The following is an 18,131-nucleotide window of genomic DNA, read 5'->3' as shown; positions in this document are numbered from 1 at the left end:
TCGGTCAAGATTTACTGAGCATGGAAGATATTAAAGTTGCGTGACAGTTTGGAATGTTTCTTAGGTTAATTAATCCGTTTAAATGGCTCATTGGGTTTGGATCAACAATTTTGTTCTTACTTGTAACAACTGAAGTGGAAATGAATCAATGTATTTTGGGGTTTATTATTTAACACATCAATCAAATTCAATCCAATGAGATACCTAGTTTCCTTTCTTTTCATAGCATTAACTGCCTCATCAGCCTTTTCTCAAAGCTATGCAGTCGATCAGCTGGAAAACTCGTCACGTCATCACGAATGGGTGACTATTGAGTCCAATGACAGAACCCTTCACAATTTTGTGGCCTATCCTGAGTCATCTGAATCGGCTCCTGTTGTGATAGTGATCCATGAAAATCGTGGGCTTAACGATTGGGCAAGAAGCTTTACTGACCAGCTGGCAGAAAAAGGTTTTATTGCCATTGCTCCGGATCTTATATCAAATACCGTTGAGGGTATCGAAAAAACGAACGACTTCAAAAACTCTGATGCTGCCCGACAGGCTATCTATGACTTGAATCCCGATCATGTCACTGCCGATCTCATGAATGTTCTTGAATACGCTAAATCCATTTCGGCCGGAAATGGACAGATAGCTGTGGCAGGTTTCTGTTGGGGCGGATCTCAATCCTTCCGGTTTGCTACTAATGCCGGTGATATGATAGATGCTGCATTCGTATTTTACGGAACCGGACCTTCAGAAGCTGAATCCTACCAAAGCATTGAGGTTCCTGTCTATGGTTTTTATGGTGGAAATGACGAACGGGTAAACTCAACCATAGAAGGTTCTGAACAAGCTATGGATCAATTTGGAAAGACCTATGAATACGAGATCTATGAAGGAGCCGGACATGCTTTCATGCGCCGTGGCGATGATCCTGAAGCCTCAACAGACGACCCTAATGTAATGGCCCGAAATGCTTCATGGGAGCAACTTGTATCACTGCTAAAAAATCTTTGATACAGCTTAATTTATATGATGATTTAGCCCTAAAATCTTCTTAACTTTGGTTTCTGCATTCTGATGCCCGAGTGGCGGAATTGGTAGACGCGTGCGCTTCAGGTGCGTATGCCCTTACGGGCGTGGAGGTTCAAGTCCTCTCTCGGGTACAAAAAAGCTAAGTATTGCATTAAACATTTGTTTTGCAATTACTTAGCTTTTTCTTTTTTTACTCTAGATAAAACATCGGTAAAACAAACACAGCGATTTCACCTGATGAAAGTTTATTTAGACCAAAATATCATAAGTGACTTATATGACGGAGTTATCTCTATTGAGAACGATATAAGTAATTACGAATGGATCTACTCACACGAACATTTTAATGAAATCAAGAGAGGCAACAAATCAGAATTCTTAGAGGTTTTAGAAGAATTAGAAGCAAAGCTAATTCGAATAGAGCATGATGTAAACTTTCAACAAACTGGTAAAGTGTTTTTTGAGGATTATTCGTCACCAAAAGAAAGGTATGAGGACTACTTAGAAAATAACAGTAACACTTCGATTGATAAATCACTCTGGACTGATTTAATCATTAATACAGCTGGGGCAGACAATTTCGAATCTATTGAGAATTGGCCTGAAAGATTGGAGAAGCAAATTTTTGATTTGATCCCAAAAGACAGCCATTTAAAATCAGAATTGAAAGAAATATTATCAGCTCTAAAACCACTTCTAAATGATTCCTTTACTGAGTTTTTAGGGGATGTAGATGATTTAGCAACTCAAAGAGAAGCACTCGGTACCACTCACATTACCCAATTTGAAGATTCTGATAATTCAATCGAGGAAATTTGGGAGCTGATAAAAGATACTAATGTAGAAACAACACCAGAACAATATTTTGGTTTTGAATCAAAAGATGGGGAAACCATTTCAGAATATTTGGGCATCGTCGCCTGCCACAATCTTTTAAATAGATTAGGGTTTAGACCAGACAAGGGACAAAATAAAGAAAGAGCCATTCACGGTATTCTGAGCGACGGTAGCCATATTGGTTATGGTGCCTACTGCAACCAGCTAATTAGTGCTGACAGTAGATTTTGTGCGAAAGCAAAAGCAATCTACAAATTTCGGAAAATTGGTACGGTAGTAACTAAAGTAGATACTAACTAATCTCCCTTTTAGTGCGGTTAATATTGAAGTAGTCACGATGAAATCTGACAGTTTATTTAGGTTAACCTAATCAACCAAAATCGTATTAAATGTGGTTTTCATATCTTGATTGGGTTGAAGATCAGTATTAGATAATCGGGTCCAAATCTCACTAATTAACGAGTCTTTAAACACATGATTCTTATGAAAGCTGAGTGTATCTCTAAATGAAAATCCTCTTAGAACATCGTTTAATTCACTCGCAGTAGATGTCAGTTTGTTTTCTGTAGATTGATACTGCTCTATTTCATCTTTAACTGATTCCTTATCAGAGTAGAAGTTTGAAGAATCTTCAATCATAGCAAGGTAGTTTTGATTTAACCTATTCCTGATGTATGAATTCGTTAAATCATCATCAAGTTCGATCGTATTTTCTGTTAAATCAGAAAGATTATCTTGATAACTTTTATATGAGTTATTTAAATCAAGTGTATTCTGGAATAAACCTTTTTTAGAATACACATATTCATTTGAAAGACTAATTATATCATCTAAATACTGCCTTAAAGTGTCAAATTTTTCTGCATTAGGTGCTGCCGCTAAATCTTCACTTAGATTTTGAAACCTAAGAGATTGCTGGTTGTAAAATTCATTAGAGCTCATTAGGGATAATCGGCCAACTTGGTCTCTACTCTCATAAATATTCTTGTGAGTATTATCTATTACTCTAATGATTGAGGATAGCTCATTTCTTGTCTCAACTTCATATTCAGTTTCAGTTTCTTGACAGCCCGAAAATACAATAACCCCAATTAATACATATAAGCCAACTTTCATATTATCCCCTTACGTTTTTGTTATTATGTGACTTAAATATATTAAAGACTTCCTACAAATTCTCAGCACTATGTTTTCCTATTCTTTGAGGCAGAACATTGGTGAAACAAGGATAAAACAAATAATGTAATTTGACGCTATTTTGTAGCTGCTTTTCTTTACTCTATTGGTGTTATATACACGTATTTTCAATCTTTTTAGATAAGCTCATAACAATATGATATTTCTCTCTCGGGTACTAAGCTCTGTAAGATTTTCTTATGGAGCTTTTTTTTATCTATGGACGAGGGCTAACCTGTTTTAAAAGAAAACCCAAAGTAACGGATCCATTTTTCAACAGTAATGGGTAGCTTGGACAAACGGTTCTCTTGTTACACTTCTTGGGTTTTCTATAAAACGTATTATATACTAGTTAACGTTGCTTCTATAGCTTAACCAAATAATAGATTTAGCTCTATAGGTCAGGTATTTCTTTCTTTGTAATGAAATACCCCACACAGCCGGATCCATTTGCACTCAGTTGTAGCTATTGATCTGCGGCAGTCTACAAACTTGAGTGAGCACCCTTTTCATTTTTCCTGAAACGCAGCTTTAGTTGAAATTTATCAGTAGCATCAATTTCAAGTTCAGCATCCAGCTGTGTGATCAAAGTTTTGATGAGTGTTACACCAAGTGTGTTTGACTCCTCAAATTTTTTAATATCAAATCCGACCCCATTGTCCCGGTACTCTAAGTCAATGATACCGTTTTTTTCATGTACACCAATATAAATAGTTCCTTTATCTCTTCCGCCAAAAGCATGTTTAAAAGAATTAGTAATAAGTTCATTTAATAAGAGTCCCAGAGGAATGGCCTGATTGATATTTATATCTTTGGTCTCAAACTCGTGAATGATCTCAACCTTTTGACTTGATGACGTGAACATTTCCCTAATGCGTTCGATAAGTTTCTCGCCGTACTCTTCAAATGATACCTCAATGAAGCTGTCAGTGTTGTATAACAATTCGTGAACAGAAGCAATCGAATAGATCCTGTTTTGTGTTTCTTTTAGAATAATATTCAGGCCCTCATCCTCTATACCCGCTTTTTGTAATTCTATTAGACCCGTTATGATCGCAAGATTGTTCTTTACCCTGTGATGAACTTCTGATAAGAGAACTTCCTTCTCAGCAATAGAACTCTCAAGCTTTTTCTGATATTCTCTTACCTGTGTTCTATCCTCTAAAATTACCAGCATTTGTTTATCTGAATGGGAGTCAGAAACCATTTGTCCAATATTGAGACTCAGATGTACATCACTTCCATCTTTTCGGCTTCGAACTACTTCCTTATTAACCAGATTGCCTTCTTTTTCACGTTGTGCCATTAATTTATCGAACTCAGCTTTGGTATCTTTAGAAACATGCGGCAAGAAACGGCCGATAACCTCCTCCCTTTTCCACCCCAGTAACTTTTCAGCTGCATCATTCCAAAAATCAGTAATGACCCCTTCACGATTGATGGAGTATATGGCCATTGGTGAATTTTCGATCAGCGCCCTGATCTTTTGGTTGGCCGATTTGGCATTGATACGCGCAGAATTAGCCGTTAATACATAAAATACCAGAAAACCAGTGATAAGGCTGAGGATCAATCCAAGAATTAAATTAAGAATCAATCCATTTTGGGCGTTGTCAGATAATGAAGAATAACTGGACGTGACCGTAATCTTCCAACTACCGGAATTGATCTGCTCGGGAGCAAAATTGATGACCTCCTTATAGGATCCATTCTCAACATAGTTTTCATCACCAAACTGATAGAATGTCTTGCCGAATTCATCCTGAAGCTGTACATGGTATTGGTCAAGACTCTGCATGATAGCATCAAAGCGCTCTTTGAAATTGAGAGCTGCTGTAATTGTCCCCCTGAATTCCCCCTGATAGTAGACCGGTGCATCCACCAGGAAAGCATTTGGCCCCTGAACCAGCTCCAGCCAATGCGTGAGATTGATCAACGAGTCATCCCTTGCAGATTGCCAGTCTGAGCGCCGGTAATCCAACTCGGAAATATCCAGGCCGACCGCATTTTCATTTCCTTTTTCCGGCTCGATCCGCTGGATGATCATATCCCTGTCGATCCACTCTACCAGGAGAAAAGCAGGATCCTGTTCTATGGTCATAGAAGCATCAAACTCCCAATGATCGAAGTAACCTCCATCCGTAACCTCTATCCGGCTTTTAAGATTTTGCAAGGTCTCAATGGACTCTAGCACCCGGTTCTGGAATTGTTGGGTGATAAGCTGACCGGTATCATTTACCGCATTCGCTCTTGATCTACGCTGCTCCTTATCGTTCGCATACCATAACAGTATAACCCCGGTGCTGAACAATGCGCCAACCAATATTGCAAGAAGTAGTCTGTATTTCAGATCTGAAATATTCAAGGAATAACCGGCATTTAATGATGCCCAACAATAGCATTCTGTTAACTATTTTACCAACATTAATTTACCTGTTTCCACTCTGCCTTCAACAATTATGCGGTAAATGTATACACCACTCGCCCAATCATCGGCCTGTACACGCTGTATGTAACGTCCCCGACTTTGATTCTCATCAACAATGGTTTCAACTAATTTGCCAAGCATATCAAAGACTTCAAGTTTAACATAGGAGTTCTGAGGCAGTTTATAGGGTATATTAGTGGAAGCATTAAATGGGTTGGGATAATTCTGCTCCAGTTCCACGGGCCTGTTCTCTTCCAGGGCATCGCCATTAAGTGGGATAAGAATTGGACTGGGAATGTTTACACCATTATGGGAAATGCGGATCTCACCCGAATTGTTCTGAGCAAACCGTGGGCGATATCTCACCAGGATCTCCTGACTCTGACCCGGTTCAATATTCAAAAAGATCGTACTGCTGTTCAGCGAGTAGGATCCGGTACCTGATGATAACTCAACCCGGCCCACCAGCGCATTTTCTGAATTGATATTATTAGTGATCACAATGGTGGTATCAAGCCGCTCATTCACATTGGTAACCCCAAAGTCTATCTCAGAATCATCTACTTCAACAATCGAGGTTGCTCCCAGAAGTGCAAAACAACCCCCACCAAGTGGCCAACCGGCATCCGCAAAGATCCCACACATAATGGGACCAGGTGAGTGAATGGCAAAGGCGTTATCGATCTGAGGGCGCATCAGGGCATTCTCAGTATTTGTAAAAGTATCAAGGTCAAGGTGAGAGTAACTGGAACCACCCTGCCAGGTCTGTGGAGCATATATTGGCACCGGTAGGTTTTCATAAGCTTCGTTAGCCTGTTCACCAATAAAAAACAAACCGCCATTGTTTCCGGTGACAGCATTATACAAAGCATTGGATGGATTAGGATATACATTTTCATCGATCACAGACTGACTGAATCCATCTTCAATAAAAGTATCATACACAAATGGAAGTACCGGATCACCCAGCCCCCACTGTGCAACTTGTGTATCAGGATCACCACTCATAGAGCCTGTAAATCCAAGACCATGTCCGATCTCATGTATCACCACGGTCACAAAATCGATCGATCCGCCGGGTGGATTCGCATCCGTTTCATAATACCAGGAGCCGAACGATGAGTTCATATTGACTACTATATCATACTCTACCCCAAACTGATTCCCAGATAAGAGGTCCTCACCCTCAATTGCACTTGCCTGTGCAATAGGGTACCAAACATCATTGATAGGATATATAAGTGTTGGACCTGCACTGCCAAGGGTATTACCCTCTAAAGCTGTCCAGTTTGCCTCAATTTTAATCGGTATTTCAGAATCTATGTGAGATTCCCAGATCGTCATAGCATATTCAAACGCAGTTCGGGCTTGCTGAGGCCAGCTTCCGACATAATCAACCTGAATTGAGGCTGTCTTTGCACGAGAGTCTCCCTTTTTACGAAAATCTTCCACACCTCGATAGAAAAACACATCTCTGAAAGTCGGCTCAAAGGTACAGATCTGATCCTGTTCGGGTGCCAAGCGATGAAGTGGAGCTGGTTCAGAGTTATTTGATTGCGCAGCCGCAGATAGTGATGCAATGAGCAAATATCCCATTACTGTACAAAATGATAGTATCTGTCTTTTCATAATAAATAGTCTGTTGGTTCACCGGCAGCACGTTGTATCGCTCACGGGATCCGATGATTAAATAAGTTTATGTAAGATGGGATGCTCTTAATTCTCTATAATAATCAAACAACTCAAGGGCATCTCTCCTTTCAATTAAACTAAAACTTATTTCGTTTCCCTGCCACACTTGTCCTAACCTCCATAGATCGGCATCCGCAACCTTTAAAAGTCTGGGATAACCCCCTACAGATTGTGCATCATTCATTAATATGATCGGCTGTCCTCCGGGTGGTAACTGAATTATTCCCGGAACCACCGGAGCCGAGCTAAAATTTGAGTCTTTAATTTTCAGAGTTTTTTTGTTTTGTAACCGGATGCCCATACGATTACTTGAGCTTGAGATCCCAAACCTGTTTTTGAGTATAAACCTTTGCTCTTCTTTGCTGATCAGGTTCCATTCAGGTCCGGCCATTACCCTGATCTTCTGATGCTGACTGAAGTGCGGTATCAGTTTTTCAGGCACCGCTTTTTGCGAATTATTTACTCCGGAAACATTCACTTCTATTCTGTCACCTCTTTTAAGTTCCCTTCCTTCAGGTTCACCCAATCCTGCTGTGCGATACGTCGAAAAACTGCCGAAACTTTTATCCAACTTCCATGTTCCTGAAATTGCAAGATAAATACGTACCCCTTTGGTTACCCTTCCAATTTTGAGGCGTTCCCCCTTGCGTACTTTAACCCTTTGATTTTGCTGAACTGAACGGTCACCGATCGATACTTTAGTCTCACCGCCGGTTATACCTATTACTGTTTCTTGTAAAAACTCGAATTCACAGTTCCCAAACATTATTTCAAATAATGGACTTTCAGTTCTGTTGTCAACCAGCCAGTTAGCCAACTCAGCACAGTGAGTGTCCATAGCACCACAGACCGGAATCCCGAACTTTCGCAATCCTTTTCTTCCGGGAACATCCTGTATAGTAGTTAATAAACCCGGATCAATTACTTTGAGAGTAGTGATCATGAGTCTGTACCCTTTACCATACTTTTGAACTCCTCTTTACTTATTGGATCAAATATGACCTTATCTCCCAGATCAACCGTCACAGGCGGATCTTTTTTGCGATTAAAGAATGTCAATGGTGTTCTGCCAAGGATCTGCCAGCCACCGGGACTTTCGAGCGAATAGATCCCTGTTTGATCACCGCCTATTCCAACAGCCCCCTCGGGTACTTTGGTCCTCGGCTCGCTCTTTCTGGGACACCTGATTTTTTGATTCAAACCCTCCAGGTAAAGAAATCCCGGAATAAAACCCATCATGGCTACCGTATAACTTTGTTCGGTATGTAAACGAATGATCTCCTCCTGTTGTAATCCGGTATATGATTCAACTTCCTCCCAATCCAGCCCAAGCTCATAACAAACCGGTACGTGAATGGTCTTATGTCTCGGTTCGTAATTACCGGCATTATCGAAGAGGTCTTTAAGCTGAGCTATAATTACATCCGTATTATAAACCGGTTCTTCAAATAGTAATGCAACACATTTATAGGTGGGAAAAACATCTGTAAGTCCATCCAGACCTGATCTTTCTAAAAGGCTGCAAACTCTATGGATTATGGAAAGCTCTGGATCATTTGATACAGGTTCAAAGACAAGCGCACTTTCCCCCAGGGTACTGATTTTCCAGTTGGTGTTATCAATCTGCAGTGATCTCGATCCCATGGTCTTTCAAAAAATCGTGAATGTCCTTAGCCAGTTCTGTAGCACCATCCGTATCACTATGTAAACAAAGTGTATCGGCTGATATTGGCAACTCCAGGCCATCATAGGTAGTCACATTGCCCTCAAGAAAACCTTTAAGTTGCTTTAAGACCAGATCAGAATCAGTCAAAACGGCCCCTTCCAATTTTCTTGACCTTAGGGAAAGATCATCCTCATAACTTCGATCTGCAAAGACCTCGTTCTTAACCTTCAACCCCGCGTTTTCAGCTACTTCTTTAAGAACTGAACCTTCCGGCGCATATAATATCATATCTTTTTTTACCTGAACCACTGCCTTTACAACACCAACAGCTGTTTCCTCATCCGTGGAAGCGAAATTATAGAGAGCTCCATGCGGTTTTACATGATGTAACTCTGATCCCAAAGCCTCCACCATACCCTTTAACGCAGATATCTGATAAAGAACACAGGCTTCCAATTCATCCATTGTCAGGTTCATCACTCTGCGGCCAAATCCCTGAAGGTCAGGATAGGATGGATGGGCTCCTATTGCCACATGGTTCTTTTTCGCAAGTCGGATGGTTTTTGATATCGCAACCGGGTCACCGGAATGAAAACCACAGGCAATATTACAACTTGTGATGTATGGCATAATGGCGGAGTCACGCTTCTCATCATACATACCATAGAATTCACCGAGGTCGCAATTAAGATCTAACTTCGTAATCATGATCACAAAATATTAAGAACAGAATTCAAGCTTCTGAAACCTACAAGTAAAGTAACCAGAATTACAACTACTCCCAGTACATTCTGTCGCAGGCTATTACGGCTGCTTCCCAAAAGCAGCGGTTTATTCATGATATACAATAAAAATATTGCAATAACCGGCAGGGTTATCCCATTTGCCACCTGTGCAAATTCGATCAATTTCACAGGATCGTAGCTGATAGCTGAAAATACAACACCGGTAAAAAGTACCAGTATCCAGATAAATCGAAATTTGGTATCCTTTAAATCACCCTTCCAACCTAAAAGTCCTTTAGTGGCATAAGCTGCTGCAAGCGGTGCTGTGACGGCAGACGTGATCCCTGCTGCAAACAATCCAATTCCCATAAAGGTTTTAGCCCAACTGCCCAGTAATGGTTCAAGTTGCCGGGCCATGTCAGCCGCACTGTTAACTTCCTCTAAACTGCCATTTGCTGCTGCTGCACTTGTTATCACAACACAAATGGAGATCAAACCTCCTAAGATTATTCCAACCGCATTTTCTTTGCGCATGTCTGAAAGCTCAGTATAACCTGAATAACGTTCCTGAACTGTTGAAGCATGCAAAAATAAATTATATGGAACAACTGTAGTGCCAATCAACGCAATGACCGTCAGGAATTCGTCAGCAGAAGCCTGGGGGATGAACATACCTTTTAGAATTGCCGAGATATCCGGACTAATGACGATAGCCGTGGTCACAAAAACGATACTCATGATGCCAACCAGTATGGTCATCACATTCACTATGCGTTTAAAATTTCCAGAGAACAACAGAATGAATGCTACCGCTCCGATCAATAAAGAAGTCAGCCTGAGTTGCAAACCATTGATCGTAAGATCCAATCCTATAAAAAATTCTTCCCATCCTAAAACTGCACCTGAAATATTCCCTCCTTCATAGGCAATATTACCAATAACAATAGCACTCATCACCAACAGGATCCCCATGACCCTTAATATTGGATGACCGAGCTGTTCCCGAATCGCTTCACCGAAACCTTTGCGGGTAACAATACCAAGACGACCTGTCATTTCCTGAAGGGTTATGGTCGCAATGATCGAAAAAACAAGGGCCCACAGTAACATATAACCCGACCTCACTCCAGCCAGGGTACATACGGTTACGGTTCCGGGGCCAATAAATGCAGCAGCAACTAAGGTACTTGGACCAAAGTATTTTTTTAGTGGATTATTCATGCTTGAGTATATAGTATGTAACAACTAAAATCCCAAACCTGGACAACGTAATAATTTTAAAAAGATGTGATGGCTGAACTGAAAACCAAAAAGAGTGATCAAAGTGTTACTGCGTATCTAAACGCCATTGAAGACCCTCAGCGTAAAGAGGACTGCACCAGGATCCATGATCTGATGGCAGATATTACCGGAAATAATGGTTTTATGTGGGGCGACAGCATCGTTGGCTTTGGAAGCTATCACTATAAATATGAAAGCGGTCGAGAAGGCGATTGGTTCATTACCGGGTATTCGAACCGAAAACAACAGATCTCTCTGTAAATCATGGCCGGATTTAAGCAGTATGACACATTGATGGAACAGCTTGGTAAACATAAAACCGGAAAATCATGTTTATATATTAAACGACTAAGTGATATTGATATCGATATATTGGAAGAGCTTATTCGGTCTTCCGTTAACTATATGAATAAAAAATACAATCAATAATGGCACAGGGAACTGAGAGAATACAGGTCAAACAGGGATTAAGGGTAGGCATTGTATTAAAAAAGGATCAGCGTTCAGGTAAGATCACTTATGGCATTGTCCGGGATATTTTGACCAACAGTACCACTCATCCACACGGCATCAAGGTCAGACTGGAAGATGGACAAATAGGACGTGTTAAAGAGATCTTATGACTATTACTGATTTCAATACCACTACCCTTGAACTCGAGGATGATTATGAAGGACGCGTTATTGCCACACTTATCGAGTCACCGAATAATACACCGGGAAACAAACCGGTATTATATCTTCACGGCTTCAACGATTATTTTTTTCAAACTCATGTTGCCGAACAATTCAATCAGAACGGGTATAATTTCTACGCCCTGGATCTCAGAAAATACGGCAGATCATTGCTATCACATCAGCACCCGAACTACTGCAGATCTATCACAGAATATTTTGAGGAAATCAATCGATCAGTTGAGTTCATTCAGAAACAAATTGAACACAAGATCATATTATTAGGCCATTCTACGGGTGGTCTTATTGCCTCAGTCTATCTAAACATTGGAAAATATCGGCAAAATTTTGACCGGCTCATTCTAAACTCTCCCTTTCTGGATTTCAACGTCAATCTTTTTCAGCGGCTGTTCCTTCTTCCACTTGCAGGACCGGTTTCTGCCATTTTTCCTTTTGCTGCACGAAAAAAACCTTTTTCTCATTTATACGGCGCAAGTATATCAAGATCAAAGTATGGAGAATGGGATTACAACAAAGAATGGAAACCCATGAGTGGATTCCCGGCCTATTTTAAATGGATATATGCTGTAAATCGAGCACAGAAAAAGATCCGGAAACACTCAAGTATTGATGTTCCCATCCTCATACTTCATGCCGAAAGATCCTCAAGGCCTGATAAGTGGAGAGATATACTAAAACGTTCTGATATGGTATTGGATGTTAAGCATATTCGTAAATACGGCGTAAAACTAGGCCCGGATGTTTCCCTGTTAGCTATTGACGATGCCATACATGACATTTACTTATCTCAGCCGAAGGTTCGTGAAGAGGCATTCAACAAAACCTTTGATTGGCTTCGCATTACTGATCCTGTTACTTCAGAATAAGCTAAAGAACCTAACTGTTTCACAAATAATCACACAGGTAGAATTTCATCTAATTTTTGCTCTTACATGACCTTTTCACGAACCGGTTGTAATTCTTTGACCCATTGGTTTACGACAAATTCATTGTCTCGTATCCAGTTTTGCACCGCCCTTCGTTCATTATTAGGAAAAGTTTGTAACTCATCCATCAGGGTCTCCAGCTGTTGATTTGTAAGCTTAAATCGATCAAAGAATGTAGCGGCTCTTGGATATTCTTTTGAGAAACCGTTCCTGCCAAGGGTATGTATCTGTTCAGCTTCACCGAATATATTTTCAGGATCTTCAAGAAACCTAAGTTCATACCGATTTGCGATCCAATGAGGTGTCCAACCTGTAACTACAATTGGTAATCTTCTTTTTATTGCCTGACCTAATGTATCTGTCATGGCCTGTTCGCTTCCCTCTATCAATTCGGCTGAAAGTTCGTAACTGTCTAAAGCATTCCTTGCAGCCTCCATGATACCTGCACCACTTCCAATACCGATGATCTGATCCACTTCTTCATCCAGCTCACTTACAGACCGGGCCTCGACGTATTCCGGTACCATTAATCCCGTTCTTACAGTCTCAACATTTACACCAATCTTTTCAAGCTCAGCCCCATAAGTTTCCATATACGTTCCGTGAGTTTCAGGTAACCAGGCATCCACAAAGAGATCATATTGACCACTTTCGATCTCACGAAAAACAGACTCGATATCAGTCATCTTGGTTTCAACTACATACCCTAACTCTGATTCCAGTAATTCAGCTGCCAGATGAGTCATAGCTACCCCCTCCGACCAATCAGCATATACCATCCTGATCTCCTTCTTATCTTGCTTTTCTGTCACATTTCCACAAGCAGTCATAATTACCATGACCAAAGCTATACATGCCGGAAAATATCTCCCTGTATGATGTCTCATAATTTCTCCTTTGTGGTGATAAAACAACTAATTATATCTCTAATATAGTGGAAACACAGAGAATGTAAAGTCAGGCATTCTTATTAATCCAATGAGGATCTGAGTATATTTTATAGCTTCAGAAAATGAATGTTTCAAATTACGATTCGGTTACTTAATCAAACCCAATAAAATATCCTACAATGCTTAGATCTGTTGCTGTAATTCTAACCTTTTTCTTACTGCTTACCTCTTCATCAGCTTTTGCTCAGCTCAATAATGAGCCTGACACTTTTACCACAACCAATGGAGACTTGAAGGTTCATCCAATACTTCACGGTAGCGTGATCTTTGAATGGAATGATATGAATGTGTACATAGACCCATGGGGTTCCGCAGATCTATATGAAGGAAAGCCGGCTCCTGAATGGATCCTGATCACTCACCCACATGGTGACCATCTGAGTCCAGAAACCCTTGCTTCTCTGGATACTAAAAGTACAACGTTCATAGTTCCTCAAGTTGTGGCCGATCAAATGCCTGAAGAATATTCAGGGCAAATCATTGTACTTGCCAACGGTGAGTCCCATACTGAAAATGGGATCGAGGTTATGGCAGTTCCAATGTATAATCTGCCAAATGATGGTGCCCGCCACACTAAAGGTTGGGGAAATGGCTATGTAGTTACCATGGGTGAAAAAAGAATATATATTTCCGGTGATACAGAAGATATCCCTGAAATGCGCCAGCTTGAAAATATTGACATAGCCTTCGTCTGCATGAATCTCCCTTATACCATGGACATCTACCAGGCTGCAAGTGGAGTTCTGGATTTTGAACCCAGGGTAATTTACCCCTACCATCATAGAGGACAGGATATCGAACGCTTCAAAGAAGTGGTGGATTGGGAAGGAAAAGATATAGATGTTCGTCTCAAAAACTGGTACCCCGAACAGTAATGATTCACAACTCTTAGTTTTAAATCATACCTTTAAAATAAAAAATCAGGTATGAAGTGCACGCTTTGTTCTGCAAAACTGAGATCGTTCTACTATTACGAGAAGGAAGACCGATCTTATCATCACTGTCCGAATTGTGAAGCGGTTTTGATGGATGAAAAGAACTTTCCCACCCCAAAAGAAGAAGTACACAGATATGAAAGTCATGATAATGATGTGGAAGACCCACGCTATCAGGAGTTTGTATCTCCTTTGGTAGATAAAGTGCTGGAATCTTTTAGCCCTCACCACAAAGGACTCGATTTCGGAGCAGGTACCGGTCCGGTGATCACAAAAATGCTGACCGATGAAGGTTATGATATTATTACTTATGATCCGTTTTTTGATGATAACAGATCCGTTTTTGATCAAAAATTCGACTATATCGTAAGTTGTGAGGTGATCGAGCATTTCCACGATCCGCACATGGAATTCGAACGGCTTAGGAATATGCTGAATGACGGTGGTGCTTTATTCCTAAAAACGGATCTTTATACAGAAGACACTGATTTTCATGCCTGGTACTATAAAAGTGATGAAACTCATGTATTCTTCTATCATCCGGAAACATTCAGGTGGATAAAAGAAACATTCGGTTTCAGTAAACTGGAATTAGACGGACGTCACATTTCTCTATTTACCTAACAAATTAAAGCTGCCAACATAATAGTTGGGATCAACTGTTAGACTGTTTCTATCAGCAGATTCAACATCAACCCACTTCCATGAAGTAGTCGGGAAGATCCGGGTTTCCAATCCGTTTATTTCGACATCAATCGGCAGGTCAAAGCCTTCTACCGTATTTCCCCATCGGAATGTCAGTCTTCCATCACGAAACGCATACTCCAAAGTTGGTATTCGAGTGTCACGCAGGTATTGATCAAAAACTCTCGTAAGGTCCCTTCCAAAACTCTCACTGATGAATCTTTCAACTTGTTTGGAATGTACAGTTTGATGGTAAAACTCCCGATTCAACCCTCGCAGTGTTGCTCTCCAAAGGGAATCGTCATCAGCAACCTGGCGAAGAGTATGCAATAGATTTCCGCCTTTATTGTACATATCTCCTGAACCACGATGATAAACCCCATGTGTCCCCATCAGCGGTCGGTCATTCAGGATACCTAATCTCAAGCCCTGTACATATTCATTGGCAGCCTGAGTTCCGAAATGATAATCCAGATACAGGCTCTCGGAATAATTGGTGAAGCCTTCATGAATCCACATATCAGCTACATCTGCATAGGTAATATTATTAGCGAACCACTCGTGACCGGTTTCGTGAATAATGATGAAATCAAATTTCAATCCCCATCCTGAACCACTCAGATCTCTTCCCCGGTACCCATTCTCATATCCATTGCCATAGGTTACTGAACTCTGGTGTTCCATTCCCAGATACGGTGCTTCCACCAGTTTATATCCATCTTCATAAAAGGGATAGGGTCCAAACCAATATTCGAAAGCCTCCATCATGGGTTTAACCTGTTTGAACTGTTCCCGGGCCTTTTCTTCATTCTCTCGCAGTACGTAGTAATCCAGAGTGAGTTTGCCCTTTTCACCGTCATAGATTTCACCAAAGTGCACGTAATCCCCGATGTTGATATTAACCCCGTAGTTGTTGATCGGGTTACTCACAAACCAATTCCAGGTTTTAGTTCCGTTTCTATGTTCATCGACACTTTCCAACCTGCCATTTGATACATCCATGAGGTCGCCAGGAGTCGTGATACTGATCCTCATGCTATCCGGTTCATCATATGGGTGGTCCTTATTTGGCCACCACACACTCGACCCAATGCCCTGATTGGAGGTAGCAACAAATGGCTTCCCATTACTGTCCTTAGTCCACGTAAAACCACCATCCCAGGGCGGGTTATCCGCTACTATAGGTTTACCTGCATACTTTACCAATACCTCTTTTACCTCCCCTGCTTTTTGCACAGTATTCAATTTCACAAAAAAAGCACTCCCCTTCCTGGTGAAATCCAACCTATTCCCATCTTGCTCTATACCCGTTATTTCAAGTGGCGCCTGCAGATCGATCTGCATGGTTTTCCCCTGATCAAGAACAGTATACCGGATCAAGTTCTTTCCTGTAATGGTACTATCTGAAATATTAACCTGCACCTCAAGGTGATAATAGTTCAAGTCCCACCACGCTCTTTCTTCTGTAACACTGCCCCTAAGCGTATCCTGTCGGGTAAATAATTCCTGCCCATAGACTTCACCTAACCCCAGTATTGGTAATGTCAATAGAATAACCATGATCATTCTGAACTTAATGGGTGTAATTTTTATTAGATAGCTGAATAAGTAATTCATAGAACGATTTAACATGTTTCTGTTATACTTAAACATCTGCATAAGTATATTTTTCTAATTAGTTAAGATAGAGACAAATTTTATAAGCCTACTCTACTTCATTATATTTCGAAGCAAGTAGAATGTACGAGAATATTTAAAAACACATAATTCAAAGTGAAATAAACGCTGCATTTCACGGTGTTCTCCTCCATTAGCTATCAAGGAGAGTTTTCAGGTTTAATTAACATTAACTGTAACATTCAAAGTCACAGAAAAAATGAAAAAACTTACACTCTTCATTACCTCACTATTCTTACTGATCCCTGCCTATATATTTGCACAGGATGATGAAACTTCATTAAGCATTGGCGGAGCCCTTCGCTATAACGTTATTTTGACCGATTATGAAGACGACACCATAGATAATAATGACGGCCAGTTTACCTGGGATACCTGGAGGATCAACGTAAATGCTGAGAAAAATGGGGTTAAACTGAATTTTGAATACCGGTTCTACCCTACCTTCAACACTCATTTTGTAAAACAGGGTTGGTTAGGATACGATTTTGATGAAAAGAATAATATTCAGATCGGTGTCACTCAGGTACCCTTTGGGAATCTTCAGTACAATTCACATAACTGGTGGTTTCAGGGACCTTATTACGTAGGCCTTGAGGATGATCACGACATGGGTATCAAATTTACTCACACAGCTGAAAAATGGGATATCATGGCTGCCTACTTTTTTCAGCCTGAGCCCGCTGGCCCTGCAGGAGGATCAGGATCATTTGGATTCGGAGGTTCCGGTCGCTACTCCTATGACATTGTACCTACCGGTAATCAGTCTAATTATGAAAGAAATCAGCTGAATATACGAACTACCAGAACATTTGAGATCACCAATGGTAATGTGCAACTTGGTTTTAGCGGTGAAGTTGGACAGATCTGGAATCAAGCACTGAACGAAAACAGTAGTCGTTACGCTGTCGCTGCCCATACTGATATTAATTATGGTAACTGGAATTTCAAGGGACAGTACACCAATTTTGGTATGGATGCTCAGAATGATACCGGGCAGTCAATTGATGCCGTGCAAATGGGTGCCTATGGCTCACCATATCCTGTTGCTACAGAAATGAGCATGTATTCTGCGGGACTGAGTTACAGTTATGATGTAGATTGGGGGCCCATCACCAATTTAAATTTTTATAACGATTACACCTACTTTCAAAAACATATTGACGGCTTCAATGATGCTCATCAAAATGTGATCGGTTTTCTCCTGTCTGCCGGAAATGTATATACTTATTTTGATATTGCCCGAGGTAGCAACCACCCCTGGTTAACAGAAAGCTTTGGCCAGGGACTTGGTCAGGGTTTAAATGATGCCCGCTGGAATACCCGCTTCAATATAAATATTGGGTACTACTTCTAAATACATTCAGGGTCCGTGACAAAACGGACCCTTCTTTTAAAGACTTTCTCGATATAAATGATAGTCTTAAAACGCCAAAAGA

General features: G+C 40.7%; 18 protein-coding genes and 1 tRNA gene. 10 read left to right on the top strand and 9 right to left on the bottom strand.

Annotation, left to right across the window (positions count from 1 at the left end; all coding sequences use genetic code 11):
• Positions 1 to 195 precede the first annotated feature (195 nt).
• From AC13FX_RS10345 to AC13FX_RS10335, 3 genes are all read left to right on the top strand, one after another.
• A complete protein-coding gene (locus AC13FX_RS10345) occupies positions 196 to 1,002 on the top strand; it encodes a dienelactone hydrolase family protein (RefSeq protein WP_482880501.1) in 807 nt (268 codons plus the stop codon).
• A gap of 65 nt (positions 1,003 to 1,067) precedes the next feature.
• Positions 1,068 to 1,151 (top strand) — tRNA-Leu (locus AC13FX_RS10340).
• 106 nt (positions 1,152 to 1,257) lie between these two features.
• Positions 1,258 to 2,157: a hypothetical protein gene (locus tag AC13FX_RS10335; protein WP_482880500.1), complete on the top strand. Its 900-nt coding sequence runs from the start codon at positions 1,258 to 1,260 to the stop codon at positions 2,155 to 2,157.
• 66 nt (positions 2,158 to 2,223) lie between these two features.
• Here the strand turns inward: AC13FX_RS10335 and AC13FX_RS10330 are convergent, their stop codons facing one another.
• From AC13FX_RS10330 to AC13FX_RS10300, 7 genes are all read right to left on the bottom strand, one after another.
• Positions 2,224 to 2,973, bottom strand: a complete 750-nt coding sequence (locus AC13FX_RS10330; RefSeq protein WP_482880499.1) for a hypothetical protein — start codon at positions 2,971 to 2,973, stop codon at positions 2,224 to 2,226.
• 544 nt (positions 2,974 to 3,517) lie between these two features.
• On the bottom strand, positions 3,518 to 5,398 hold the full coding sequence (locus tag AC13FX_RS10325; protein WP_482880498.1) for a histidine kinase dimerization/phosphoacceptor domain -containing protein: 1,881 nt from the start codon (positions 5,396 to 5,398) through the stop codon (positions 3,518 to 3,520).
• Between the two features lie 45 nt (positions 5,399 to 5,443).
• On the bottom strand, positions 5,444 to 7,090 hold the full coding sequence (locus AC13FX_RS10320; protein ID WP_482880496.1) for a T9SS type A sorting domain-containing protein: 1,647 nt from the start codon (positions 7,088 to 7,090) through the stop codon (positions 5,444 to 5,446).
• A gap of 67 nt (positions 7,091 to 7,157) precedes the next feature.
• Entirely contained in the window at positions 7,158 to 8,096 is a 939-nt protein-coding gene (locus AC13FX_RS10315; RefSeq protein ID WP_482880494.1) for a 5-oxoprolinase subunit C family protein, read from the bottom strand.
• Complete coding sequence (gene pxpB / locus AC13FX_RS10310; protein ID WP_482880492.1) at positions 8,093 to 8,797, bottom strand: 5-oxoprolinase subunit PxpB; 705 nt, start codon at positions 8,795 to 8,797, stop codon at positions 8,093 to 8,095. The genes AC13FX_RS10315 and pxpB overlap by 4 nt, the downstream gene beginning before the upstream one ends.
• Entirely contained in the window at positions 8,772 to 9,527 is a 756-nt protein-coding gene (locus AC13FX_RS10305; RefSeq protein WP_482880491.1) for a 5-oxoprolinase subunit PxpA, read from the bottom strand. Before AC13FX_RS10305 ends, pxpB begins: the two co-directional genes overlap by 26 nt.
• Before the next feature lie 2 nt (positions 9,528 to 9,529).
• On the bottom strand, positions 9,530 to 10,765 hold the full coding sequence (locus tag AC13FX_RS10300; protein ID WP_482880490.1) for an Nramp family divalent metal transporter: 1,236 nt from the start codon (positions 10,763 to 10,765) through the stop codon (positions 9,530 to 9,532).
• 69 nt (positions 10,766 to 10,834) lie between these two features.
• Here AC13FX_RS10300 and AC13FX_RS10295 point away from each other — a divergent pair, with 69 nt between their 5' ends.
• The 4 genes from AC13FX_RS10295 to AC13FX_RS10280 are packed head-to-tail and all read left to right on the top strand — an operon-like array spanning position 10,835 to position 12,386.
• The gene (locus tag AC13FX_RS10295; protein ID WP_482880488.1) at positions 10,835 to 11,086 is read left to right on the top strand and encodes a hypothetical protein; all 252 of its coding nucleotides are present in this window, start codon (positions 10,835 to 10,837) and stop codon (positions 11,084 to 11,086) included.
• Positions 11,087 to 11,089: 3 nt separating this feature from the next.
• Positions 11,090 to 11,254 (top strand): DUF1801 domain-containing protein, encoded by a 165-nt coding sequence (locus AC13FX_RS10290; protein WP_482880486.1) that lies wholly within the window; start codon positions 11,090 to 11,092, stop codon positions 11,252 to 11,254.
• Positions 11,254 to 11,448, top strand: coding sequence for a YwbE family protein (locus tag AC13FX_RS10285; RefSeq protein WP_482880485.1), 195 nt, complete (start codon positions 11,254 to 11,256; stop codon positions 11,446 to 11,448). Before AC13FX_RS10290 ends, AC13FX_RS10285 begins: the two co-directional genes overlap by 1 nt.
• On the top strand, positions 11,445 to 12,386 hold the full coding sequence (locus AC13FX_RS10280) for an alpha/beta hydrolase (RefSeq protein WP_482880483.1): 942 nt from the start codon (positions 11,445 to 11,447) through the stop codon (positions 12,384 to 12,386). The genes AC13FX_RS10285 and AC13FX_RS10280 overlap by 4 nt, the downstream gene beginning before the upstream one ends.
• Positions 12,387 to 12,448: 62 nt before the next feature.
• On the opposite strand, the gene AC13FX_RS10275 is transcribed toward AC13FX_RS10280, so the two are convergent.
• On the bottom strand, positions 12,449 to 13,333 hold the full coding sequence (locus AC13FX_RS10275; RefSeq protein WP_482880482.1) for a glycine betaine ABC transporter substrate-binding protein: 885 nt from the start codon (positions 13,331 to 13,333) through the stop codon (positions 12,449 to 12,451).
• 182 nt (positions 13,334 to 13,515) lie between these two features.
• On the opposite strand from AC13FX_RS10275, the gene AC13FX_RS10270 reads away from it, so the two are divergent.
• The gene (locus AC13FX_RS10270; RefSeq protein WP_482880480.1) at positions 13,516 to 14,271 is read left to right on the top strand and encodes an MBL fold metallo-hydrolase; all 756 of its coding nucleotides are present in this window, start codon (positions 13,516 to 13,518) and stop codon (positions 14,269 to 14,271) included.
• 51 nt (positions 14,272 to 14,322) lie between these two features.
• Positions 14,323 to 14,955 carry a class I SAM-dependent methyltransferase gene (locus tag AC13FX_RS10265; protein ID WP_482880478.1) on the top strand — a complete coding sequence of 211 codons (633 nt, stop codon included), beginning with the start codon at positions 14,323 to 14,325 and terminating at the stop codon, positions 14,953 to 14,955.
• Here AC13FX_RS10265 and AC13FX_RS10260 read toward each other — a convergent pair.
• On the bottom strand, positions 14,944 to 16,575 hold the full coding sequence (locus tag AC13FX_RS10260; protein ID WP_482881665.1) for a M1 family metallopeptidase: 1,632 nt from the start codon (positions 16,573 to 16,575) through the stop codon (positions 14,944 to 14,946). The two genes, AC13FX_RS10265 and AC13FX_RS10260, sit on opposite strands and share 12 nt — an antisense overlap.
• A gap of 316 nt (positions 16,576 to 16,891) precedes the next feature.
• Between AC13FX_RS10260 and AC13FX_RS10255 the strand changes: the two genes are divergently transcribed.
• Positions 16,892 to 18,049 carry a hypothetical protein gene (locus AC13FX_RS10255; protein WP_482880477.1) on the top strand — a complete coding sequence of 386 codons (1,158 nt, stop codon included), beginning with the start codon at positions 16,892 to 16,894 and terminating at the stop codon, positions 18,047 to 18,049.
• Positions 18,050 to 18,131 lie beyond the last annotated feature (82 nt).

The sequence above is a fragment of the Gracilimonas sp. B-17 genome (assembly GCF_056857935.1).
Note: the sequence above shows the minus strand (reverse complement) of the source record. Positions and strands in the feature narration are given on the sequence as shown.

Excerpts from the sequence above, each read along its gene's own strand:
- AC13FX_RS10265 (WP_482880478.1), top strand. The coding sequence starts at position 14,323 with ATGAAGTGCACGCTTTGTTCTGCAAAACTGAGATCGTTCTACTATTAC.
- AC13FX_RS10300 (WP_482880490.1), bottom strand. The coding sequence starts at position 10,765 with ATGAATAATCCACTAAAAAAATACTTTGGTCCAAGTACCTTAGTTGCT.
- AC13FX_RS10330 (WP_482880499.1), bottom strand. The coding sequence starts at position 2,973 with ATGAAAGTTGGCTTATATGTATTAATTGGGGTTATTGTATTTTCGGGC.
- AC13FX_RS10295 (WP_482880488.1), top strand. The coding sequence starts at position 10,835 with ATGGCTGAACTGAAAACCAAAAAGAGTGATCAAAGTGTTACTGCGTAT.
- AC13FX_RS10285 (WP_482880485.1), top strand. The coding sequence starts at position 11,254 with ATGGCACAGGGAACTGAGAGAATACAGGTCAAACAGGGATTAAGGGTA.
- AC13FX_RS10280 (WP_482880483.1), top strand. The coding sequence starts at position 11,445 with ATGACTATTACTGATTTCAATACCACTACCCTTGAACTCGAGGATGAT.
- AC13FX_RS10320 (WP_482880496.1), bottom strand. The coding sequence starts at position 7,090 with ATGAAAAGACAGATACTATCATTTTGTACAGTAATGGGATATTTGCTC.
- AC13FX_RS10305 (WP_482880491.1), bottom strand. The coding sequence starts at position 9,527 with ATGATTACGAAGTTAGATCTTAATTGCGACCTCGGTGAATTCTATGGT.
- AC13FX_RS10255 (WP_482880477.1), top strand. The coding sequence starts at position 16,892 with ATGAAAAAACTTACACTCTTCATTACCTCACTATTCTTACTGATCCCT.
- AC13FX_RS10345 (WP_482880501.1), top strand. The coding sequence starts at position 196 with ATGAGATACCTAGTTTCCTTTCTTTTCATAGCATTAACTGCCTCATCA.
- pxpB (WP_482880492.1), bottom strand. The coding sequence starts at position 8,797 with ATGGGATCGAGATCACTGCAGATTGATAACACCAACTGGAAAATCAGT.
- AC13FX_RS10275 (WP_482880482.1), bottom strand. The coding sequence starts at position 13,333 with ATGAGACATCATACAGGGAGATATTTTCCGGCATGTATAGCTTTGGTC.
- AC13FX_RS10260 (WP_482881665.1), bottom strand. The coding sequence starts at position 16,575 with ATGGTTATTCTATTGACATTACCAATACTGGGGTTAGGTGAAGTCTAT.
- AC13FX_RS10335 (WP_482880500.1), top strand. The coding sequence starts at position 1,258 with ATGAAAGTTTATTTAGACCAAAATATCATAAGTGACTTATATGACGGA.
- AC13FX_RS10290 (WP_482880486.1), top strand. The coding sequence starts at position 11,090 with ATGGCCGGATTTAAGCAGTATGACACATTGATGGAACAGCTTGGTAAA.
- AC13FX_RS10315 (WP_482880494.1), bottom strand. The coding sequence starts at position 8,096 with ATGATCACTACTCTCAAAGTAATTGATCCGGGTTTATTAACTACTATA.
- AC13FX_RS10270 (WP_482880480.1), top strand. The coding sequence starts at position 13,516 with ATGCTTAGATCTGTTGCTGTAATTCTAACCTTTTTCTTACTGCTTACC.